The following is a 22,922-nucleotide window of genomic DNA, read 5'->3' as shown; positions in this document are numbered from 1 at the left end:
GTTCGTAGGCGCCACGCCGTGGCGCCCGAAACCAACCGTTTCAGTGATGCCGCAAGATCTTGCCCACGAAGTCGCGCGTACGCGCTTCGCTCGCATTGCCGAAAATCTTCTCCGGCGTGCCGATCTCGACGATCTGGCCTTTGTCCATCATCACCACTCGCGTCGACACTTCGCGCACGAACGACATTTCGTGCGACACGAGCAGCATCGTGATGCCTTCGCTCGCCAGCGTACGCACCGTATCGAGCACTTCGTTCACGAGTTCCGGATCGAGCGCGGCGGTGATTTCATCGAGCAGCAGCAACTCCGGCTTGAGCGCCAGAGCGCGCGCAATCGCCACCCGCTGTTGCTGACCGCCCGAGAGTTCGTCGGGATAGCTGCGGTGTTTATCCGCAAGACCGACGCGGCGTAGCAACTCTTTGGCTTCGCTTTCCACCTGATCGCGCGCGCGTTTCTTGATCTTCAGCGGCGACAGCGTGACGTTGCGCATCACGTCCATGTTCTGGAACAGGTTGTATTGCTGGAACACGATAGCCATCTTGTCGCGCGCGGCCCGCACGCTTTTACGCGACGAGTAGTCGAGCGGTTCGTCGTCGAGCACGACGCGGCCGGCGGTGGGCGGCATCAGACCGACCAGCGTGCGCAACAACGTGCTCTTGCCCGACCCCGACGGCCCGATCAGGCTGATGACTTCGCCGCGTTCAACCGAGAGTGTGATGTCGCGGAGAACCTGTTGCTGAGCGTACGCGCTTGAGAGCTTTTCGACTGCGAGGTGAGGCAAGGCGATTCTCCAGATAGGCACCCAGACGGCTTAACGGGTAGGACAGAATGAAATACGCGGCAAGCACCGCGCCATACACGAGAAAGGGCGAGAAGCCGCGGTTCATCAGTACCTTGCCGGTGAACGTCAGTTCGACCACGCCCATTTGCGAAGCCAGCGACGTGTCCTTGATGAACATCACCATGAACGCGAAGGCGGGCGGCAGGATCACTTTCCACGATTGCGGCAACAGCACGAGGAACAGCGTGCGCATGAAACCGAGGTTCATCACTTCGGCCGCTTCGATCTGCTGGCGCGGCACCGACTCCAGTCCGGCGCGAATCACCTCGGACAGAAACGCCGTTGCGACGATGCAGATGGAGACCGCGGCGATCGTGAACAGCGACACGTCCGACCCGAAACCCTGCAGTGCGAACATCACGATGAACAGGTTTACGAGGAACGGAATACGGCGGAATATTTCCACCAGCAAGGTCAGCAGCACGCGCAGCGGCGCGAGCCAACGGCTCTTCGTAAAGCGGATGACGGCAATCAGCGTGCCGAGCACGATACCCACGCCGCAACCGAGCACGGTCATGGCAAGCGTTCGACCCATCGCTTCCAGCAGGAACTCGAATGTGAAGCGGGTGAAGAAGGTCGGGATTTGCGCAACGATCTGGTCGAGCATCAGAAGATCCTCGCTTTGACACGGAAGGCGTAGCGGCCGGTCAGCGCAAGCGCGATCGATGCCACGAAGGTCAGCGCCACGTACATGGCGGCGACTACCGAGAAGGTTTCAATGGTGCGCATGTTGGCGCTGGAGATGTTGATCGCGCGACCGGTCAGTTCCTCGACGCCGAAGATCGAACCGATCGAACTGCCCAGCACGAGCCACACGAAGAAGTTGCACAGCGGCGCGTAGATGGTCTTGGCGACGTGCGGCAGGATCACGTAACGCACCGTTTGCAGACGCGACATGCCGAGCGTCTCGGCGGTCTCGAGTTCCGAGGTGCGTACCGAGATGACGCCGGAACGCAGGATATCCGTGAGATACGCGCCGGAATTCAGCGTGAGACCGATCAGCACGGCGGTCATCGGCGAAAGGGTGATGCCGACGTCGGGCAGTGCGTAGAAGAGAAAGAAGATCTGCACGAGGGCTGGCGTGTTCGTCAGTATGACCACGTAGAGTCCGATCACGCGGCGAATCAGGGCGCCGCCATGCAGTTTGCCGAGCGCGCCGGCGAGACCGATCAGGCAACCGAGTCCGAACGAGACGAAGGCGATCTCGAGCGTCAGCAGCGCGCCGGTCGCCAGGTACGGCAACTGACGCAATACATCGGCGTATTGAAGCGTGTAGGTCATGGCAATCCAGTACAAACGACGACGCGCCTTCGCAGGCACGCACGGTCATGCAGGACGTGGCCGCTCGCGTAACCGCGCGCGGGCGGCCATGGCTCGCGACAATCAGAAATACGGGTTGGGTACGATCGGCTTCTGCATCGGCGTGCCGTACGCCTTCAGCCAGCTATCGTTGACGAAGCCCGACGAGTGCAGGTCGTACAGCACGACGTTCAGATAGTCCTTCAACGATTCATTGCCCTTCGCGACGCCAATGCTGTCGTAGTTGACGAAGATCGGGTCGTTCAGCGTGCGCCATTTCACGTTCGGGTAGTTCTTCGTGAAACTCTGGAAGAAGTCGATATTTTCGACCAGCGCGTCGGCCCGCCCCTGTGCGATAGCGCGCACGGTGTCCGCATTCGAGTCGACCAGCAGCATCTTCGCCTTCGGCAGCTTGTCCTTCAGGTAATCGACCGACCAGTTGCCGCGCATGTTGACGAGCGTAACGGTCGGCGAATTCAGCTCCGTCCACTTGGTCGCCTTGATCTTGCCGGTGGTCAGCACCGACATCGATTCGGTATGCAGCGGCACCGTGAAGTCGATCAGTTGCGCGCGTTCGGCAGAGCGCGTCAGTGCGCCTAGCGAAATATCGATGCGGTCCGAGACGAGAAACGGTACGCGCTGCGCCGCTTCGGTCGGGACGAATTCAGCTTTGATGTTCAGCGTGCTGGCAATCTTGTTGCCGACGTCGATGTCGAAACCGGCCAGTTGATTGGTCGCGTTGTACGCGCTCATCGGCGGGAAATTCGGATTCACGCCGATGCGGATGGTGCCGCTTTTAATGATCTGATCGAGCGTGCGGGCTTCAGCCACGTGTGCGCTCATCGTCGCGACGACCGCAGCCAGCACGAGGAATACTGCTCTAAACATTGCGAACTCTCCAGAAGGACAAGTGGGAAATCGGGTGGCGGTCGCCGGGTTACGCGGCAGTGTGCTTCAGTCGGCCGGTAGGCGTTCCGGAGCCGTCCGCGTAAAAAATTGTCTTCTCATCAAAATACGCTGTCAAAGAAAATGTGCGCGCAGCGCACTTATGTTCTCAAATTTTTCGTTTGGCGGACGAATGATCGTCGGTTGGCTTTCGATCAGCGCACGTAGCTCGCGCCATTCACGTCGAGCGTCGCGCCGCTGAGATGGCGAGCCGTTCCGCTCGCAAGGAAAGCGACCAGATTGCCGATGTCGTCGGGGGGCACCCATTCGCCCATGGCAAGCGTCGCGGTGATTTTGTCTTCGCCGCCTTGCGTCGCGGCGAACGCCTCCGACATTTGCGTGCGAACGACACCGGGCGCCACGATATAGGCGAGCAAACCGTCGCGCGCGTGCGCGCGGGCCACGGTTTGCGTCATCGAGCGCACCGCGGCTTTCGACGCCGCGTAGGCAATCGTGTCGGGATTGGTCACGCCGCGTTGCGCGGCCCAACTCGAAATGGTCACCAGCACACCGCCGCGTTGTTCGAGGAAATGCCGCACGGCGCGGCGGATCAGGCGGGCCGGCGCGAGCACGTTGACCGCGAGCGTTTCTTCCCAAACCGAGTCCCAGGTGGCGTCGTCCGATTCGAAACCGCCGTGCCACAACATGATGGCGGCGTTGTTCACGTAGACGTCGATCTTGCCGCGCCATGCGACGGCTGCGTCCCACATGGCTTCGGTCGCGCTCAGATCGTGCAGGTCCGCCTGCACGAAATGCTTGCGCGCGGACGGCACGTCGGCGAGTGCCTGTTCGGCGCCCGCGCGGTCGCCGCCGTAGTGGGCGACGACGTTGGCGCCCGCGGCGCCGAGCGCGGTGGCGATGGCCGCACCGATCCCTTTGGACGCGCCCGTTACGAGCACGGTTTTGTTTTCCAGACTGAACATGAGAGAGAACCTGAGTGGTCAAGCGAGGAAAGCGGACGGCGGCGTGTTTAGCGCAGGCCGGCGTCGACGGGAAGCAGTACGCCGGTGATGCCGCTCGCGGCATCCGAGGCGAGGAAGAGGGCGGCCTTGGCCACTTCGGCTTCGGTGGCGAGGCGGTTCAATGCGTTGCCGCGTGCGAGTTCCTGCAGCGCGACGTCGGCTTGCGTGCCGCCGGCGGCGGCGCGGTGCCGCACGCGTTCGAGCAGCGCTTCGGTCGCGATCGGGCCGGGGGCGAGCGCGTTGACGCGCACGCCTTGCGCGCCGAGATCGCGCGCGGCCGAGCGGACGATGCCGAGTACCGCGTGCTTCGACGCCGTGTACAGCATCTGCTGGCCATGCGCCGCATAAGCGTTGATCGATGCCATTACCACGACGGCGCCTTGCGTCGCGGCAAGCGCCGGCGCGGCCTTCGCCAGTGTGATGGCGACGCCGCGCGCGTTGACGGCCATCACGCGGTCCCATTCGTCGAAGTCGAGATTCTCTGTCGTGCGCCATCCGGGCACCAAGCCGGCGTTCGCGATCACCACGTCGAGCCGGCCGAAGCGTTCGAGAGTCGCCGCCACGCAGGCCGCGACACTCGCTTCGGAGGTGACGTCGCAATCGAGCGCCATCATGCCGGGAGGCGGCGAAAGCCGCGCAGGCGACGGCAAATCCGCTACCGTGCCGAGCGCGCCAATCTCGGCAAAGGCGGTCGCGATAGCGTGGCCCAGGCCGCGCCCGCCTCCCGTAACCAGTACGACCTTACCCTTCAATGACGACTGCATGAACGATCGCTCCCGTGACGGTTTCTTTTGAGATGGCCATCGATACTAGCGCACAAAAGTTCGCCATGTAAACATCTCGACATTAAAAAAGGGCATAAGCTGAACCGAAAAGCCATAAAAAAACGGCACGCAAATGCGTGCCGTTGGGATGCTGCAAAGTCGTTTTACGGGCTCAGGCCTGCAGCGCGCGGGTGATGTCTTTCGACGCTTCCAGCATGGCCGAAAGAATCCGGGTGCTGATGTCCTGGGGAGTGACGCGTTCGGCCGGACAGCAGACATTCAGGGCCGCGACCACCTTGCCGTCGCGGTCGCGGATCGGAACCGAAATGGAGCGCAGGCTGATTTCGAGTTCCTGATCGACGATGGACCAGCCGCGCAAACGGGTCTCTTCGACCAGCTCGCGCAGCTTCACCTTCGAGGTCACCGTGTTCGGGGTGAACTTATGCAGCTTGGCCTTTTCCAGATACTGATGAAACTCCGCGTCCGGCAGCGCGGCGAGCAGCACGCGCCCCGTCGATACGCAGTGCGCGGCCGTCCGGCTGCCGATGGAAATGCCAACGTTCATGATGCGGTTCGACGTGGCGCGCGCCACATAGATGACCGAATCGCCGTCGAGCACGGCGGCGAAACACGACTCCTGCACGTTCGCCGACAGCGCGTTCATGATCGGCTGGGCAATGTCCCAGATGTTCATGGACGACAACGCCGAAAAACCGATTTCGAGAATCTTCGGTTTCAGGTTGAAGTACTTGCCGTCGGTTTCCGCATACCCTTCGCGCACGAGCGTGAGCAGAAAGCGTCGCACCGTGGCGCGCGTCATGCCGCTCGCCTCGGCGACTTCGGACAGCGTGCGGCGTGGCGTGTGCCGGTTGAATACCTTGATGACTTCCAGACCTCGAGCAAACGAGCCGACGTAGTCGCGATCGCGTACCTCGTCGTCGTCCTCCAGAGCCGTCTCAATTGCGGCCATATGCTTCCCCTTTAAGTAGTTGCAGTGGGCGCATGGCGCACAAAAACCTGCATCACGCGAATCTTATCAGCAGACTTCCGCGATGCACACATATTTGAGTTCGGTGAATTCCTCGATGCCGTGCTTCGATCCCTCGCGGCCGACGCCCGACGCCTTGACGCCGCCGAACGGTGCGCCTTCGAAGGAGGTCGCGCCGGTATTCACCCCGACGATCCCGCATTCGAGCGCTTCGCTCACGCGCCAGACGCGCGCGTTGTCGCGCGTGAAGAAATAGGCGGCCAGACCGAATTCGGTGTCATTCGCGGCTGTGACGGCTTCTTCTTCGGTATCGAAGCGGAAAATCGGCGCAACCGGTCCGAAGGTTTCTTCGATCGCCACTTTCATCGAGCGGGTGACGCCGGTGAGCACCGTCGGTTCGTAGAACGAGCGGCCGAGCGCGTGGCGCTTGCCGCCTGCCGCGATCTTGGCGCCTTGAGCGAGCGCATCGGCGACGTGTTCTTCGACCTTCGCCACCGCGTCGTCGTCGATTAGCGGACCTTGCGTCACGTCCGCGCCGAAACCGTCGCCGACCTTCAGTGCATTCACGGCGCGCGTCAACGCTTCCACGTAGCGGTCGTGAATGCCCGCCTGCACGTAGATGCGATTCGCGCATACACAGGTCTGACCCATATTGCGGAACTTCGAGGCGATCGTGCCGGCCACGGCGACCTCGACATCCGCATCGTCGAACACGATCAACGGCGCGTTGCCGCCCAGTTCCATCGCGACCTTCTTGATGGTGCCCGACGCTTTCTGCATCAAAGAGCGGCCGACTTCGGTCGACCCCGTGAAGGTGAGCTTGCGCACCAGCGGATGGGTCGCGAGTTCGTCGCCAACCTCGGATGCGGCGCCCGTCAACACGCTGAAGACGCCTGCGGGCAGGCCGGCGCGATGCGCCAGTTCGGCCAGCGCAAGCGCCGAAAAAGGCGTCGCGCTTGCGGGCTTGAGCACCATCGTGCAACCGGCGGCGAGCGCGGGCGCGGCCTTGCGCGGGATCATCGCCATCGGAAAATTCCACGGCGTGATGGCTGCGCACACGCCGATCGGCTGACGCAGCACCAGCATGCGTTTGCCGGCGCTCGGCGCTTGCAGCACCTCACCGTAGAGACGCTTCGCGTCTTCCGCATACCACTCGAAGAAAGCGGCGCCATACAGGATCTCGCCGCGCGCTTCCGCGAGCGGCTTGCCTTGCTCGGCAGTCAGGATGCGAGCGAGATCGTCGACATGCGCCACGATCAGATCGAACCAGCGACGGATAATCTGCGAACGTTCTGCCGCAGGGCGTGCGCTCCATGCGCGCAGCACTTTATTCGCTTTGGTGATCGCATCGGCGGTCATCGCGCGGCTTGCTTTCGGCACTTTGCCGATGACGGCACCGCTCGACGGATTGACGACTTCGATAAAACCCGCCTCTGTCCGGTCGATCCATTCGCCATTCAGATAGAGAGCCTGTTTGAGCAGGGTCGGGTCGTTGAGTGTCAGCATCGTTGAAATTTCCTTGGTTGGGCGTCGAACAGGTTTTCGTTTCGTTGATTTATGTTCTCATATCGCCCAAAATGACGCAATGCGCACAAATTGTGCGTCGCGGATTTGCGCTTTCCGTCCCTCCCTTGCTGTTAATCGGCTTACCCACCTGGAGATAGTCATGAGTTTTCCCGCGGCCGACCACGCGCCCGACCTCAACAACCTGGACCGGCAGTTCTTTTTTCATCCGTTTACGGCGCTGGGCGATCACGAGCGAAATGGACCGCTCGTGATGGTGTCGGGCGAGGGTGTGTGGTTGCAGGACAATCAGGGCAAGCGCTATATCGATTCGATGGCCGGCTTGTGGTGCGTGAACATCGGCTATGGCCGCCGTGAGATTGCGGACGCGATTCACGCGCAGGCGTTGAAGCTGCCCTACTATCACACGTTCGCGTCGATGTCGACGGACGCGCCTATCCTGCTCGCGCAGAAACTGATCGAGATGTCGCCGGTGCCGATGTCGAAAGTGTTCTTCGGCAATTCCGGCTCGGACGCGAACGACACGCAGGTCAAGCTCGTCTGGTATTACAACAACGCGCGCGGTCTGCCGCTGAAGAAGAAGATCATCGCGCGCCGGCGCGGCTATCACGGCGTGACCGTGGTGACCGCCGGCATGACCGGCTTGCCCGGTTTGCATAGCGGCTTCGATCTGCCGCTGTCGTTCATCAAACACACCACTGCGCCGCATCGCTTGTGGGAAGCCGAACCGGGTCAGAGCGACGCCGAGTTCGTTGCGAAACTCGCCAACGACCTCGAGCAACTGATTCTCGCCGAAGGGCCGGAGACGGTCGGCGCGATGATCATGGAACCGGTAATGGGCGCGGGTGGTGTGATCGTGCCGCCCGAAGGCTACTACCCGGCCATCCAGAAGGTGCTCGACAAGTACGACGTGCTGCTGATCGCCGATGAGGTGATCTGCGGTTTCGGACGGCTCGGCACGATGTTCGGCACCGAGGCGATGGGCATGAAGCCGGATCTGATCACGGTGGCCAAGGGGGTGACGTCGGCTTATGTGCCGCTGTCGGCGAGTCTGGTGTCGGAGAAGGTGTGGCGCGCGATCGTCGCGGGCAGCGACAAGCTCGGCGTGTTCGGTCACGGCTTCACGTATAGCGGTCACCCGATTGCAGCGGCCGCGGCGCTCGCCAATCTGAAAGTGATCGAAGACGAGCAACTGGTCGCGCGAGCCGGCTCGCATGGCGCGATCATGCACAGGCATTTGCGCGAAGCCTTTGCCGATCATCCGGCGGTGGGCGACGTGCGCGGCTTCGGTCTGATCGGCGCGGTCGAATTCGTCGCCGCGCGCAACCCGGCGCAACGTTTCGATCCTGCGTTGAAAGTCGGCGTGCGGGTGGCCAAGGCCGCGCTCGCGAATGGCCTGATCACGCGCGGCTTGCCCGATGGCGATTCGATTGCATTCTCGCCGCCGTTCGTCATCTCCGAAGAAGAGATCGTCGAGATGGTCAAGCGCGCGCGCAAGGCGGTCGATCAGGTATTCGGCGAGTTGAAGGCCGAAGGGCACTGGAAGGGCTGATGAAGTAACCGGGTCCGCCGCACCGCAGAGAAGGTGCGGCGACCCGGTATTCGCCCGGCGTCACCCGGCGGCATTTGCGCGCTTTTTCAGATGCGAGCGCCACGTCATCGCCCAGCGCGACGGATCTTCCAGCGGCGCGCCCTCCACCCGGCCCGCCGGATGATTGTGCGGCGCGGTGCGAACGATTTCCGGTGTCGTGTAAGCCTCGTGGCAAACCTGCGCGAGCACGGCGATCCACGTGTCGATGTCTTCCTTCGACCACATCTCGCCCGCTTCCGGCGTGAACGGTTGCGGCACGATCCACGGTTCGTGCGCGAGCCAGAATGCGTCGACGCCGAAGTCGACCATGCGGTTCTGCACGTCGAACACGGTCACGCCGGTTTCACGCTCGAGCGTCTCGAGACTGAATCGCGTCATTTCCATCCGCCACGCGTCGACTTGCGGATGCGAGCAGGTCACGCCGCGAATCTTCAGGAGTTCCTGCGTCATGTAGTTGTTGGCGAGCACGGAAATATCCGCTGCCGCCGCAATGCCGTTTGCGCCCATTGCACGGACCCATGCGTACGCCTTGATCACCGTTTGCAGATTGCCGAAGAATTCGCGCACCCGCCCAATGCTGGTTTCCGGCCCGGCGTCGAGCGAATACGCGCCATCGCGGTCCACGACGAGCGGTCCCGGCAGATACGGCGCCAGCTCCGCGCTGCAGCCGTAAGCGCCGACCGCGGGACCGCCGCCGCCCTTCGGGCCGCCGAAGGTTTTGTGCAGCATGAACATGCACGCGTCGAAACCGAGTTCGCGCGCGCGGATGCGGCTCATCACGCCGTTGAAGTTGGCGTGATCGTAGAAACACAGGCCGCCCGCTTCGTGAACGATGCGGACCCACTCCTTGATGTGCGGGTTGTAGATGCCCATGTCGTCGGGATTGTTGACCATCAGCGCGGCGGTCCGGCTGGACACCGCCGACTTCAAGGCCTCCAGCGACGGGTAGCCGTTTTCTTCGAGCGCGAGCGTGATTACCTTGAAACCCGCAGTCGCGGCCGTTGCCGGATTGCACGGATGCGACTGGATCGTCGTGATGATTTCGTCGCGTGTGTCGAGCTCGCCGCGCGCCGCGTGATAGGCGCGAGTCACGCATGCATGCGTGTACGCCGCGTCCGCACCGCCGGCCGGTTGAAACACGAACCGGTCCATGCCGGACAACTCGCGCAGCGCGAGGTCGAGCGAATGAATGATCTGCAACGCGCCTTGCAACGTATCGGGATGCTGACGCGGATGCAATTCCGCGACTTCATCGCGCGACGTGATGGCTTCGTTCACTCGTGCGTTGTACTTCATCGTGCAGGTACCGAACAGCGAAATGCCCATCATGCCGAGCGTCTGTTGCGATAGATGCAGGTAGTGACGCAGCACGTCGGGTTCCGACATCTCCGGCAGCGCGGGACGTTTCGCGCGGCGCAGCGCGGCCGGAATCAGCCGCTCCGTCGAGCCGACGGCGGCGCTCACGGCTGCCTCCGGTGTGGGAAAGAGCACGCCGCGGCGTCCTTCGCGCGACATCTCCATCACGACCGGTTCGTCCCATACCGCAGCGTGATAGCGGCGCAATGCCGGCCTGGTCGGCTTAGTCGTCATGGTCGAGAATCTCGCTGAGGGTGTCGTACAGGCGGTCGATATCGCGCTGCTCGTGGAGTTCGGTCACGCAATACAGTGCGCGCTGGCCGAGTGCGGGAAATTCCGCGGACAGATCGTGGCCGCCGAAAATGCCGCGCTCGCGCAACGCCGCGTTGATCGACGCAACGCTGCGTCCGCTGGCGGTGAAGTCGACCACGAATTCCTTGAAGAAGTCGCCCGACAGCGGTACCGAGACGCCCGGCAGCGTCGCGAGACGTTGTGCCGCGTAGTGCGCCTGCGCGGTCACGAGCTGGCCCACGTCCTCGAAACCTTGCGGGCCCATCAAGGACAGATACACCGCATTGGCGATCGCCCAGAGATAGACCGAGTTGCCGGTCCAGTCCTTGCCGTCTTCCCGTGAGCCATAAGACGACTGCTCGGCAAGTGAAAGACCGAAGCCGATTTCTCCCGCGCGTGTCGTGCCGGTCATGCTGACGAGCAGCGTCGGATATTCGCGCGCGTAGCGCTCTTCGTCGCGCGTGGCGATGAAGCCGCCGAGGCCGCCGCCGCCATACATGTGCACGCCGAGCGGCTGCGTGGTCCCGACGACGATGTCCGCGCCATACGCCGGCGGCGGCGCGAGCAGACCGAGCGAGATCGGGTCGACGCCGACGATCATCTCCGCGCCCGCCGCATGCGCGAGTTCGGCGAGACGCTCGGCGTCCTCTTCGAGGATGCCGAAGTAATTCGGCATTTCGAGGTACACGGCCGCCGTCTCTACGCCGATTTTCGCGGCGGCGTCGGCGAAGTCGATGCGGCCGGTGGCCGGGTCGAGACGCATCGGCACGATGCTCAGATGACTCGCCATCTCCGACGGCTCGCAATAGTTGCGAATCACCTGCAGACGTTCGGGGTCGAGTGCTTCCGGCACCAGTACCTGGCGCCGGCCGTTCAGCCGCGAAGCCATCCGCAGCGCGTGACCAACCGCGCAGCCCCAGGTGTAGACAGGCAGTCCGACCAGATCGCAATCCACCAGTTCGCCCAACTGGCTGCAGAACTCGAACCATGCCTGATAGCGGCCCTGATCCGATGAGGGCGTGCCCCACACCGAGGTCAGGAATTCGCTGCGCCGCGCGATCTCGTCGCAGATGGCGGGCACGTGATGACGCCAGCAACCGCCGCCGAGAAAGCTCAACTCGCCTTCGCAATGACGGTTCTGGCCCAGCGTGTCGAGCAGATGACGCCTGAGCGCGGCTTCCGACGCGAGCGCCGGCGGCAGATCGATTGGCGTTCGGGTGCGATGGTCCGCGGGAATCTGTTCGAACAGTTCGGCGATGGTCTTCGCGCCGATCGCATCCAGCATCTCCTGCTGGATCGCATCCACGGAATTCGCCATGAAAGGATGCGGCTGATTACGCATGCAGTACTCCGGTGATGCACACAGTTTTACTGTTGCGCACATTTGTTTGTATGGCGCACAATATAGCCACATAAATTTGTTGCCGCAAGGCCGGAAACGGACGTGCCGATCTGTATTGGAGTAGTGATCAACCCGCTGGCGGGCGTGGGCGGCGCTGTGGGTCTCAAGGGAAGCGACGGGGCGCAAACGGTCGCGCAGGCGCGCGCCCGCCAAGCCTCGTTCAATGCCGGCGAGCGCGCGCTGCCGGCGTTGCTGCGACTGCGCGCGGCGGCCGGTCGGGCGGATTTCGAGGTGGTCACGGCGGCGGGCGCGATGGGTGAGGACGCCTGCCGGGCGGCTGGCTTGCCGGCCCGCGTGGTCGCGTCGCCGGCAGGTTCGCCGAGCGCGCCGGCAGATACCGCGGCCGCTTGCCGGGCATTCGTCGCGCACGGCGCGACGTTGATCCTGTTCGCGGGCGGCGACGGCACGGCTCGCGATGTCGCCGCCGCCGTGGGCACGGCGTTCCCGGTGATCGGCATTCCCTGCGGGGTCAAGATGTACTCCGGCGTATTTGCGCTGACGGCGGCGCGTGCGGGCGAGGTCGCCGCGCAATGCATGCAAGGCCCGTTCGACGTGCAGCCCGTCGAGCTGCTCGACATCGACGAGGCGGAATTGCGTGCCGATCGGTCGTCGTCCCGACTGCACGGCCACGTCCTCGCGCCGGTCGACCGGACGCGGATGCAATCGAGCAAGGCGCAGATGCCAGGGAGCGGTCGAGCCGATATCGACGCCGCTTGCCGTCAACTGGCGGCGCAATGCCAGCGCGACACGCTGTACATCGTTGGCCCTGGCACCACGATGGCGACGCTATGCGAACACATGGGCGTGCGCGGGACGATGCTCGGTGTCGATGCGGTCGTCAACGGACGCCTCGCGGCCGCCGATGCCTCCGAGGCCACGCTGTTGGCCTTGCTCGATGAATGGCCGTCGGCGTCGATCATGGTGGGCGTGATCGGGCGTCAGGGATGCCTGTTCGGCCGCGGCAACCAGCCGATCAGCGCGCGGGTACTGCAGCGTGTGCCGCGGCAACGTATCGAAGTGGTGGCGAGCGTTCACAAGCTGCTGTCGCTGGTCGACGGCCGGCTGTTCGTGGATACCGGCAATGGCGACATGGACCGTGCGCTCGCCGGGCCGCTGCGCATACGGACAGGCGCGAACCGCAGCATGGTGATGCGCCTGACGTCGTGACGAGTCGTGGTAATCGAAATGGTGAAATCGGGAGGATTCATGGAAAAGGTGGCGATAGTCGGTGGCGGCAGTATTGGCGTGGCGTTTTGCATCGTGTTTGCGCGCGCGGGTTTCGCAGTCCGTCTCTATGACCCGGCGCAGGAGCGCCGGCTGGCTGTCAAGCCGGAAGTGGCAGCGCGGCTTGCCGATCTGGCCGAGTTCGGTCTGCTCGACGAACCTGCGCAAAGCCTGCTGGCCCGCATCGAGGTGTTCGATGAAATCGCCGGGACGGTTCGCGATGCCGTGCTCGTGCAGGAATGCGCACCCGAGCGCGTCGACCTGAAGCGCGAACTGTTCGCGCAGATCGATGCGTACGCGCCGGTTACTGCGGTGCTGGCGAGTGCGTCGTCGGCATTGACGACATCTTCCTTCGCCGACGCGTTGCCCGGCCGCGCGCGCTGTCTGGTCGCGCATCCCGGTAATCCGCCGTATCTGATTCCGGTCATCGAGATCGTGCCGGCGCCGTTCACCGACGCCGCCGCCGTGGCTCGCGCGACGGCGCTATACGAAGCGGCAGGGATGAGCGCGGTGCACGTGGGTGGTGAGATCGAAGGCTTTGTGTTCAACCGGTTGCAGGGCGCGGTGTTGCGCGAAGCGTATTGCCTCGTGCGGGACGGCGTGGCGTCGGTAGCGGATATCGACCGGGTGATACGCGACGGCGTCGGCTTGCGCTGGTCGGTGACCGGGCCTTTCGAGACCGTCGACCTGAACACGCGCGGTGGAATCGCGTCGCACGCGCAGAAGATGGGGCCAGCCTATGAACGGATGGGCGCATCGCGCGGGCAGTTCGATCCGTGGACGCCGGAACTGGTCGAGCGGGTCGAAGCGGCGCGGCGCGCCGACTTGCCGCTGGAGGAGTGGGACGCGCGAGTGCAGTGGCGGGATCGACGCTTGATGGGGCTCATCAGGGACCGGAGGAAAGGCGCGTAATCGTTCGCTTTCGTTCGCTCTAAATCGCGGCTTTAATAAGCTGCGAATCCTGTGGCTCCAATCGGTTTGCCAGCTTCGATAAAGGCGAATTCGCTCTTTCGTGGTATCGGACAAAATAAGGATTCAAACAGACATTAATCTGGAACACTATCCTGCCGCATTATGCGAATACAGCCACCGGCAAGCCAGATTACAGAACTTAAAGCTGAAGAATCAACGGTCAATCAAACACCGGGATATGTGGTGAAAAACAACGACCGGTTTTTTGAACCCGCCTATCTCGCGTATACTGCCGAGCCTTAACAGGATTAATACCTGAAAACGCGAAGTCGGCGCCCGGCGATAACGATTTGCCCAGGCGCTGTACGAGCAGATTGCCAGACCGCGTCCCACGAGGACTGCCGGTCGACCTCCTAAAGAATTCCGTCAACTCTGCCGATAAGTTACGTGCCGCCGTTTCGGGCGCATGGATAAGTCATGACTGAACGCACCGTTTCGCCGGCACCGCAGTGGTGCGAGTTCCTCTCGCTGTTCGCGCAAGAGTTGACGCAGCATCTGACACCCAGGCTGCTCGCGCAGATCGTGCGCGGAGCCGGTACCCAGTTCGCGCGCCGGCATGGTCTCGCTGCCGCGGCTACGGTCGCCGATATGCAGGTCGTGATGAACCGGGTCTGGAGTGAGCTGGCCTGGGGCCGGGTCGAGATACGCGAAGCTCAGGACTGGCTGGTTCTCACGCATTACCACGCGCCGCTTCGCGCGGCGTTCGGCGCGGAAAACCAGCAGTGGGCCGGTGCTTTTCTCGAAGCGGCCTACGAAGAATGGATGCACGGGCTGGGCGCCGATCCGCAACTACGGATCACCTCGGCAGCTGCCGCGGATGCGTCGGAAACGATGGTTTTCCTCTTCGGCAAATAACGACGACCAGCAGTTCGTACCGGCGCAGGGACGGCGCCGTCACTACAAGACAAATATGGCGGGATTGGCGCATGAGCAGTGCATCGGACATTTCGAATCTCTTCAAGGTAGTGGGCGGCGACCCGGCGCAATACCAGGAAGTGGAGCAGACCGAACAGGTGCAGGGCTTGCGCGGACGGTGGACCCGCACCGCCGCGCCCGTGGATATTGCGCAATATCTCGCCGAGGCCAACAGGGCGCGGGTGGTCGAGGTGGCCGATGAAGAAGCCTCGGCCGCTGTAGAGCCCGAAGTAGCCGAAATACCCGATGTAGCGGACGCAGCCGAGGCCGCCGACGCCGCGCAGGTATCCACACCCGCAGCCGCCATAGCCGAAGCAGCGCCTGTCGATGCCGGGCAGGCGCCGGTGCCCGGCGTCGCGAGCACACCCTCGATGCCACTCGAACTTTCCCCGGCAGCGCAGACCACCCCCGAACAGCCCGTTGCACCCGCCGCGCCAGAGCCTGCCGAACCGCAGCCTGCCCCGTCGCAGTCCGCCGCTTCACAGTCCGCCGAACCGCAGTCCGCCGAACCGCAGTCCGCCGCGCCGCAGCCGGCCGCCTTGACTAGCGTATTCGCACGCCTTCTCGAGCGGGATCAACCGACGCAGGATGCTTCGCCACGTCGTCCGTCATGACCGGCTTCGCCCCGCTGGTCCGGCCTGGCCTCAGGACCAGTTAGCAGAGAATTTATATGGCACAGATCAAACAGAAGCGGGTTCGACTGGATCCGCAACGTCACCCCGGTACCGGCCAGAGTGACGACGAAGGCGGCTGGGACGACAAGCTGCTCAAAGCCGGCGCCTCGCTATTGTTCTCGCGCTGGTCGCGCGTTCTGGTCACGCTGCTCGCCGCGCTGCTGTTCATGTCGGCCATGACCGTCAACCTCGCGTTGTCGAGGCAATGGATGTTCGGCGTGCTGTGCATGGCGGTCGCTTATCTGCTGAGCCGTCTGCGCGGCAGGATTCTCACCGTGTCGCTGGTGGCGTTGTCGATCTTCGTCTCGTTGCGCTACCTGTACTGGCGCGTGACGCAGACGCTGGCGTTTTCGAGCCCGCTCGACATGACCTTCGGCTATTTTCTGCTGCTGGCCGAAGGCTATGCGGTCGTGATGCTGCTGTGCAGCTATTTCCAGACGCTGTGGCCGCTGCATCGCCGGCCGGTGCAGTTACCCGCCGACACGTCCACCTGGCCCACGGTCGATGTGTACATTCCCACCTTCAACGAGCCGCTCGACGTCGTGCGGCAGTCGGTGCTGGCCGCCACGCTGCTCGACTGGCCGGCGGACAAGCTGCGCGTCTACGTGCTCGACGATGGCCGCCGCGACGAGTTCCGCGCGTTCTGTGCCGAGGCCGGCGTCGATTATCTGACCCGTCCCGACAACACGTTTGCGAAGGCGGGCAATCTGAACGCGGCGCTGGCGAAGACGCACGGCGAGTACATCGCCGTGTTCGATTGCGATCACGTCACCACGCGCTCGTTCCTGTCGATCTGCATGGGCTGGTTCCTCAAGGACCCGAAGATGGCGATGGTGCAGACGCCTCACGTCTTCTACTCGCCCGATCCATTCGAGCGCAACCTGGAAACGTTCAGGAAGGTGCCTAACGAAGGCGACCTGTTCTACGGCGTGCTGCAAAACGGCAACGACCTGTGGAACGCCGCGTTTTTCTGCGGATCGTGCGCGGTGCTGCGCCGTTCCGCGCTGGAGGACGTGGGCGGGGTGGCGACCGAAAGCGTCACGGAAGATGCGTTGACCGCGCTCAAGATGAGCATGAAAGGCTACAACACGGCCTATCTCGCGATCCCGCAGGCCGCCGGCCTCGCCACCGAAAGTCTGGGACGGCACGTCGGTCAGCGTATTCGCTGGGCGCGCGGCATGGCGGAGATTTTCCGCCGCTTCAATCCGCTGCTGGTCACGGGGCTCACGTTGCCGCAGCGCCTGTGCTATCTGAGCGCGATCATGCACTTCTTCTTCGGCGTGCCGCGCATCGTGTTTCTGGTCACGCCGATGACCTATCTCTTCTTCGGCGCGCACGTCTTTCACGCATCGGCGTTGATGGTGCTGGCGTATGCGGTGCCGCATCTGGTGATTTCGAGCATCGGCGCATCGCGCATTCATGGACCGTTCCGCCATTCGTTCTGGAGCGAAGTCTACGAAACCGTGCTGGCCTGGTACGTGATTCTGCCCGCGCTGCAGGCGGTGTTTTTCCCCGGCCGCAAAAGCTTCAACGTGACGTCCAAGGGCGGCGTGATCCGCACGTCCTTTCTCGACTGGGCAATGGCGCGTCCGTACATCGGCTTGCTGAGTCTGAACCTGGCCGGTCTCGCGGTCGGCGTGGTGGCCCTGGTTCGCGGCCCCGGCTGGCCCGAGGCGATGAGTATTCTCTTCAACCTCGGCTGGGTGATCTACAACGTCATGAATCTGAGCGCGGCGGCAGGCGTAGCGAGCGAATCGCGGCAGTTGCGCCTGACGCCGCGCGTGCGTATCGAGTTACCCGCCGCCGTGCGTTTCGCCGACGGCCGGCATGTGCCGTGCCGGACCAGCGACTATTCGCAGGGTGGTCTGGGCCTTACGCTGCCCGACGATGCGCCGCTGCCGCAGCGTGGCGAGCACGTGGTGGTGTCGGTGTTCCGTGACGACTACGAGGGCATTTTTCCCGCTGAAGTCCAGGTGTGCCGCGGACGCACGCTAGGCGTCAGTTTCCCGGCCCTGACGATCGATCAGGAGCGCGACCTGATGCGCGTGACGTTCTCGCGCGCCGACACCTGGATGGCGCAATGGGGCCGCTATCGGACCGACCGGCCGCTGCGCAGTCTGGCCGAAGTGCTAGGGGTCGGCTGGCGCGGCCTGATCGAATTGTTCCGGCACCTGTTCCAGGGCGGCCGCCGGCGCCTTGGCCGTACGGCGGTTGCGCCGGCCGGCGATTTGGGAAACCGGCAATCGTGAGTCTCGGCTATCTATTGTCTTTGCATCGTTTCGCGGGCAGGCGTCGGCTCGCCGTGCTGGCGTGCGCGGGTCTGTTGCTCGGCGCGGGGACGGCGCTGGCCGCTGCGCCTGAAGCGGCGTCCGCGGCGTCCGCGGCGTCCGCGACGTCCACTGCGTCCACTGCGTCCACTGCGTCCGCGGCGTCCGAAGCACGCACCGCAACATCCGCGGCATCTTCATTGTCCGCAGCATCCGCAGCATCCGCAGCATCCGCAGCATCCGCAGCACCGCCAGCATCCGATGCCGCGTCGAATGCCGACGCCTACACCTACCGCATCCCGCTGCTGCGCCAATATCCCGAGCAGGGCGTCACCTTGCTCGGCCAGGACGCCTACGCGGGCATGAACTTCGGATTGCGCCGCGACGAGCGTGTGATCGGCGCGCGGCTCGATCTGGACTTCAGCTATTCGCCGACCCTGCTGCCGGCCATCTCGCATCTGAACGTGCTGATCAACAGCATCGTCTCGGCGACCATTCCGTTGCCGCAGCCGGCCTCGCGCACCGCCCGCCATCTGATAGTCGATCTGCCGCTTGCGCCGCTGTCGGCCTTCAACCATCTGAACCTCGAGTTGATCGCGCACAGCAAGGCGAGCGATCAGGGCAACGATCCGCAGAGCGCCGACCTGTGGCTCAAGGCCGGTCCGAACAGTGCGCTGGAACTGACCGTCGTGCCCGCCGGCCTGGCTGGCGATCTGGCGGCGCTGCCCGCGCCGTTCTTCGACGAGCGCGACGTGCGCCGGCTCGACCTGCCCGTCGTGCTGCCGCGTGTGCCCGGGGCCGAGCGTCTCGAATCCGCCGGTATCGTGACGTCCTGGCTGGGCGCGCAGGCGGGTTATCGCGGCGCGCATTTCACCGCGATTTCCCGTGCGATTTCCGGCTCGATACTCGATGCGATCCCCGCGCACGGTCACGCGGTGGTGCTCGCGCTGCGCGGCGAGTTGCCGGACTCGTCCGCGCTCTTCGTGCCGGGCGCGGCCGGACCGGCGCTCGCCATCGTGCCGAACCCGCACGATCCCAACGGCAAGCTGCTGCTGATCACCGGCCGCAACGAGACAGAACTGCGTGCGGCGGCTCGCACGCTGGTGCTGGGTTCGCGGACGCTGTCGGGCCCGTTCGTCAGCATCGACAAGCCGGTTTCCGCGCCGCCGCGCAAGCCTTACGACGCGCCCAACTGGCTGCCGTCCGACCGCCCGGTGCAGTTGGGCGAATTGCTGCCGGCCGAGCGGCTCACGGTGCAAGGCTTCCAGCCCGGCGCGATCGATGTCGGTCTGCATCTGCCGCCGGGTCTGTTCGGTTTCGACAACGACGGGGCGCAGTTGAATCTGCGTTACCGCTATACGGCGCGACCGGAATCCACGCATTCGGCGCTTCAGGTACTGGCGGGCAACACCCCGCTGCAGACCTTGCCGCTGCCGGGCGACGCATCGGAAGGCGCTGCCGTGATGTCTATCCCGACCTACCTGCTGCCGCCGTTGACGACCCTTCACTTCGACTATCGCTACGAAGCCGTCAAGACGAAGGACAACTGGCAGGACACGCCGGGCGGCCCGCTCGAGAGCGCGATCGATCCGGCTTCGACGATCGACATCTCCCATCTGCCGCGCTACGCGGCCATGCCGGATCTGCGCGCGTTCGGCGACGCCGGCTTCCCGTTCACCCGTCTCGCCGATCTGTCGGGCACGGCGGTGATCCTGCCGGTGCAGCCGTCCGCCGCCGACTATTCCGCGTATCTGACGCTGATGGGCGCGATGGGCCAGGCGACCGGTTATCCGGTGCTCGGCGTGACGGTCGGCGAACCGGCGCAAGCCGACGCGCTTCGCGACAAGGACCTGCTGGTGCTGGCGTCCGGCGACAACCAGCCGTTGTTGAAAACCTGGCGCGATGAAATGCCACGCGGTTTCTTCGGCCCGCAAGCGCAGTCGAGCGGCGCGATTCCGGGCTGGTGGCAACGCCTGACGCGCGGCAATACGAGCGCCCGGCGCGAGGTCGACACGGCCGCGCTGTACGGCAGCAGCGATCAGGACGGCATGGTCGCAGGCCTCGAGTCGCCGCTTGCGCATGGTCGCAGCGTCGTCGTCGTATCGGGTAACTCGCCGCACGGTCTGGACGAGGTGGTGAACCTGCTGCAGGCCAACCGCTACCTGACCGGCCAGCGCCGCAACGACACCAGCGGCGGCAACCTCGTGATCGTGCATGACGGCGCGCTCACCACGCTGAGCCGGGATCAAAGCTATTTCATCGGCTCCTTGCCGCTGTGGATCGGGCTCCAGTGGTTCTTCGCGAGCCACATCGTGTTGCTGCTCGTCGCGACGGTCCTCAGCATCCTGCTGATCGGGCTGATCGGCGGCGTATTCCTGCATCGGCTCGCGCTCCGCCGCCTGGACCTGGACGTTCCCCAGACATTGCAACGTGAAGAAGGAAGAAGAAATTCCCATGTTTAGAAGAAGGATCGACCCGCTCCGGGCACACCTCGCGCGTTGCATGACTCTGCGGCCGGTCTGGCCGGCACTCCTGCTGGGCGGGGCTCTCGCGACCTGTCTCGCGGCCACCGCGGCGCATGCGGCGCAACCGGCCCACGCGGCAAAACCGGCGCAAGCGGCACAAGCGGCGCCGGCTTCGACCGCCGTGGCCGCCGCTGCGCCCGCGAGTGCATCCGCCGCCGCGCCCGCGGGTGCATCGTCGTCAGCAGCGACTTCGACGGTGACCTATTCGCTGCAGCAACTGGGCGCGCAATACGCGCTCAATCTGCGTGGTGTGGACGGCAGCAACACGCTGCCGGTCGGCGTGCGTGACGACCAGGTGGTGAGCGGCGCGCGGCTGAATCTGCGCTATGCGTATTCGCCCTCGCTGTTGCCCGACCTGTCGCATATCAACGTGCTGATCAACGATCAGGTGGCCGCTTCGATCGCCGTGCCGAAAGACACGTCCGGCACCAACCTGCAACGCACGATCGAACTGCCGCCGTACCTCTTCACGTCCAACAGCAAACTGCGTCTGCAACTGATCGGCCATTACACGACGCAGTGCGAAGACCCGCTGCATTCGAGTCTGTGGGCCAACATCAGCAACGACAGCACGCTGACCATCGACACCCGGCCGCTGACGCAGGCCGACGATCTGGCGCGTCTGCCGCGACCGTTCTTCGACGAGCACGACATCCGCCGCCTGAACCTGCCGGTCGTGTTCGCCGGCAATCCCGATGCCGCTGCGCTCGAAGCCGCCGGTGCCGTGTCGTCGTGGTTCGGTGCGCTGGCGAGCTACCGCAGCGCGGACTTCCCGGTGTCGCTCGCCACCGTGCCGGCCCAGGGCAATGCGGTCGTGATCGTCGAAAGCGCGGATCAGGCGAACCTCGCCGGCGCGCCGCTGCAAGGACCGACGCTCGCTGTCGTCGCCAATCCGAACGATCCGAACGGCAAGCTGCTGCTGGTGATGGGCCGCAACGGCCGCGAACTCAAGCAGGCCGCCGATGCGCTCGTCACGGGCAGCCAGACGCTGTCCGGTGCGAACGCGCTGATCACGAAGTTCTCCGACCTGTCGCCGCGTCAGCCTTACGACGCACCGCGCTGGCTGCGCAGCGACCGTCCGGAGTCGTTCGGCGAACTGCTGGACGCGCGCCAGTTGAACGTGACCGGCTATAGCCCCGACCTGATCCGTATCAAGACGCGCGTGCCGCCCGACCTGTTCGGCTGGCACGAACCGAACGTGCCGATCGACCTGCATTACCGCTACACGCCGCAGCCGTATATGGTCAATTCGTCGCTGCTGTTCAGCGTCGACGACCAGTTCATGAAGTCGATCCCGCTGCTCGCGCTCGAACGCCTCGAAGGCGGCGCCAGGCTGAAGCCGGAAGTGCTGCCCGACAGCAGCCTGCCGCGCGACGCGAAACTGGAAGCGCCGCTGGAAGCGCTGCTGCAGCCGAACACGCAGCTGCAGTTCCGCTACATGTACGACTACATCAAGCAGGGCGAGTGCCGCGACATCATCATCGACAACGTGCGCGGCGCGATCGATCCCGAATCGACGATCGACCTGTCGCGGTATCCGCACTATCTGGCGATGCCTAACCTGGCGGCTTTCGCGCAGGCGGGTTTCCCGTTCACGCGCATGGCCGATCTGTCCGGCACGGACGTCGTGCTCGGCGCCAATGCGGGCGCGCCGGAATACAGCGCTTACCTGGCCGTGATGGGTCGCATGGGCGATTCGACCGGCTATCCGGCGTGTGGCGTCACGGTGCTGCGCGGTCAGCGCATCGATGCGATGCCTACCGACAAGGATCTGCTCGTGATCGCCTCGGGCGCCGACCAGAGCTGGCTCAAGGATTGGGCGCAGTACCTGCCCGCGGTGTACGAGCGCAGCGCACAGTTCTCCGTGTCGGATCTGCCGGGCCGCGTGCTGGGCTGGTTCCACGCCAATCCGCGGCTGGACGCCGAACCGGCACGCCTGTCGCTCGCGTGGAGCGGACCGGGCGTGAGCGCCGTGCTGGCCGGCTTCGAATCGCCGAAACAGGCGGGCCGCAGCGTCGTGATGGTCGCCAGCAATCAGGCCGACGGACTGAAGGACGCCGTCGCCGCGCTGCTCGATGTGCCGAACTACGACAAGCAGCCGATTCAGGGCAGCCTCGTGTCAATTCGCGGCAAGGAAGTCGATTCGCTCGTGAGCGAGCACACCTACTACGTCGGGCATCTCGGCATGTGGCGCGGCCTCGACTGGTGGCTGGCTTCGTTCGGCGTGTCGCTCGCGTGGCTCGTCAAGGCGCTCGCCGTCGTCGCGCTCGTGCTGATCGCTTCGGGCCTCGTGGCGGTGCTGCGCCGCCGCCGCGCACGCCGCGACGCCGAAGCGCTCGCGCGGCTGCGGGCTTCGCAGCCGACCCAACCGTTTTAATCAGG

18 protein-coding genes are annotated in these 22,922 nt (G+C 64.3%); 8 read left to right on the top strand and 10 right to left on the bottom strand.

The features are described 5' to 3' along the window. Nucleotides 1-40: 40 nt before the first annotated feature. The 8 genes from FQ746_RS19590 to FQ746_RS19555 all read right to left on the bottom strand — a co-directional run bounded on the left by FQ746_RS19590 (nucleotide 41) and on the right by FQ746_RS19555 (nucleotide 7,305). On the bottom strand, nucleotides 41-781 hold the full coding sequence (locus tag FQ746_RS19590) for an amino acid ABC transporter ATP-binding protein (protein WP_144111288.1): 741 nt from the start codon (nucleotides 779-781) through the stop codon (nucleotides 41-43). After that, a complete protein-coding gene (locus FQ746_RS19585; protein ID WP_144111287.1) occupies nucleotides 702-1,448 on the bottom strand; it encodes an amino acid ABC transporter permease in 747 nt (248 codons plus the stop codon). The genes FQ746_RS19590 and FQ746_RS19585 overlap by 80 nt, the downstream gene beginning before the upstream one ends. Then, nucleotides 1,448-2,122, bottom strand: coding sequence for an amino acid ABC transporter permease (locus FQ746_RS19580; RefSeq protein WP_144111286.1), 675 nt, complete (start codon nucleotides 2,120-2,122; stop codon nucleotides 1,448-1,450). The genes FQ746_RS19585 and FQ746_RS19580 overlap by 1 nt, the downstream gene beginning before the upstream one ends. Before the next feature lie 102 nt (nucleotides 2,123-2,224). Then, complete coding sequence (locus FQ746_RS19575; protein ID WP_144111285.1) at nucleotides 2,225-3,028, bottom strand: transporter substrate-binding domain-containing protein; 804 nt, start codon at nucleotides 3,026-3,028, stop codon at nucleotides 2,225-2,227. Between the two features lie 212 nt (nucleotides 3,029-3,240). After that, nucleotides 3,241-4,008 carry an SDR family NAD(P)-dependent oxidoreductase gene (locus tag FQ746_RS19570; protein ID WP_144111284.1) on the bottom strand — a complete coding sequence of 256 codons (768 nt, stop codon included), beginning with the start codon at nucleotides 4,006-4,008 and terminating at the stop codon, nucleotides 3,241-3,243. Between the two features lie 47 nt (nucleotides 4,009-4,055). Then, on the bottom strand, nucleotides 4,056-4,811 hold the full coding sequence (locus FQ746_RS19565; protein ID WP_144111283.1) for an SDR family NAD(P)-dependent oxidoreductase: 756 nt from the start codon (nucleotides 4,809-4,811) through the stop codon (nucleotides 4,056-4,058). Between the two features lie 172 nt (nucleotides 4,812-4,983). Further along, nucleotides 4,984-5,781 (bottom strand): IclR family transcriptional regulator C-terminal domain-containing protein, encoded by a 798-nt coding sequence (locus FQ746_RS19560; protein ID WP_144111282.1) that lies wholly within the window; start codon nucleotides 5,779-5,781, stop codon nucleotides 4,984-4,986. Nucleotides 5,782-5,847: 66 nt separating this feature from the next. After that, nucleotides 5,848-7,305: an NAD-dependent succinate-semialdehyde dehydrogenase gene (locus FQ746_RS19555; RefSeq protein ID WP_144111281.1), complete on the bottom strand. Its 1,458-nt coding sequence runs from the start codon at nucleotides 7,303-7,305 to the stop codon at nucleotides 5,848-5,850. A gap of 160 nt (nucleotides 7,306-7,465) precedes the next feature. On the opposite strand from FQ746_RS19555, the gene FQ746_RS19550 reads away from it, so the two are divergent. Next, nucleotides 7,466-8,875, top strand: coding sequence for an aminotransferase (locus FQ746_RS19550; protein ID WP_144111280.1), 1,410 nt, complete (start codon nucleotides 7,466-7,468; stop codon nucleotides 8,873-8,875). A gap of 60 nt (nucleotides 8,876-8,935) precedes the next feature. Here the strand turns inward: FQ746_RS19550 and gcvPB are convergent, their stop codons facing one another. Further along, nucleotides 8,936-10,504 (bottom strand): aminomethyl-transferring glycine dehydrogenase subunit GcvPB, encoded by a 1,569-nt coding sequence (gcvPB, locus tag FQ746_RS19545; protein WP_144111279.1) that lies wholly within the window; start codon nucleotides 10,502-10,504, stop codon nucleotides 8,936-8,938. Beyond that, complete coding sequence (gene gcvPA / locus FQ746_RS19540; protein ID WP_144111278.1) at nucleotides 10,494-11,903, bottom strand: aminomethyl-transferring glycine dehydrogenase subunit GcvPA; 1,410 nt, start codon at nucleotides 11,901-11,903, stop codon at nucleotides 10,494-10,496. Before gcvPA ends, gcvPB begins: the two co-directional genes overlap by 11 nt. A gap of 102 nt (nucleotides 11,904-12,005) precedes the next feature. On the opposite strand from gcvPA, the gene FQ746_RS19535 reads away from it, so the two are divergent. The 7 genes from FQ746_RS19535 to bcsB (FQ746_RS19505) all read left to right on the top strand — a co-directional run bounded on the left by FQ746_RS19535 (nucleotide 12,006) and on the right by bcsB (FQ746_RS19505) (nucleotide 22,917). Next, the gene (locus FQ746_RS19535) at nucleotides 12,006-13,130 is read left to right on the top strand and encodes an ATP-NAD kinase family protein (RefSeq protein WP_144111277.1); all 1,125 of its coding nucleotides are present in this window, start codon (nucleotides 12,006-12,008) and stop codon (nucleotides 13,128-13,130) included. 39 nt (nucleotides 13,131-13,169) lie between these two features. Continuing rightward, complete coding sequence (locus FQ746_RS19530) at nucleotides 13,170-14,099, top strand: 3-hydroxyacyl-CoA dehydrogenase (protein ID WP_144111276.1); 930 nt, start codon at nucleotides 13,170-13,172, stop codon at nucleotides 14,097-14,099. A gap of 477 nt (nucleotides 14,100-14,576) precedes the next feature. Continuing rightward, nucleotides 14,577-15,014, top strand: coding sequence for a cellulose biosynthesis protein BcsD (gene bcsD, locus FQ746_RS19525; RefSeq protein ID WP_144111275.1), 438 nt, complete (start codon nucleotides 14,577-14,579; stop codon nucleotides 15,012-15,014). 71 nt (nucleotides 15,015-15,085) lie between these two features. After that, on the top strand, nucleotides 15,086-15,688 hold the full coding sequence (bcsR, locus tag FQ746_RS19520) for a BcsR/BcsP family cellulose biosynthesis protein (protein ID WP_144111274.1): 603 nt from the start codon (nucleotides 15,086-15,088) through the stop codon (nucleotides 15,686-15,688). Between the two features lie 56 nt (nucleotides 15,689-15,744). Continuing rightward, nucleotides 15,745-17,997 (top strand): UDP-forming cellulose synthase catalytic subunit, encoded by a 2,253-nt coding sequence (gene bcsA / locus FQ746_RS19515; protein WP_144111273.1) that lies wholly within the window; start codon nucleotides 15,745-15,747, stop codon nucleotides 17,995-17,997. Further along, nucleotides 17,994-20,477, top strand: coding sequence for a cellulose biosynthesis cyclic di-GMP-binding regulatory protein BcsB (bcsB, locus tag FQ746_RS19510; protein ID WP_144111272.1), 2,484 nt, complete (start codon nucleotides 17,994-17,996; stop codon nucleotides 20,475-20,477). Before bcsA ends, bcsB (FQ746_RS19510) begins: the two co-directional genes overlap by 4 nt. Nucleotides 20,478-20,517: 40 nt before the next feature. Then, nucleotides 20,518-22,917 (top strand): cellulose biosynthesis cyclic di-GMP-binding regulatory protein BcsB, encoded by a 2,400-nt coding sequence (gene bcsB / locus FQ746_RS19505; protein ID WP_144111271.1) that lies wholly within the window; start codon nucleotides 20,518-20,520, stop codon nucleotides 22,915-22,917. Nucleotides 22,918-22,922: the final 5 nt, after the last annotated feature.

Source organism: Paraburkholderia sp. BCC1886 (assembly GCF_900996245.1).
Lineage (GTDB): Bacteria > Pseudomonadota > Gammaproteobacteria > Burkholderiales > Burkholderiaceae > Paraburkholderia.
This window is presented reverse-complemented; position numbering and strand designations above follow the sequence as displayed.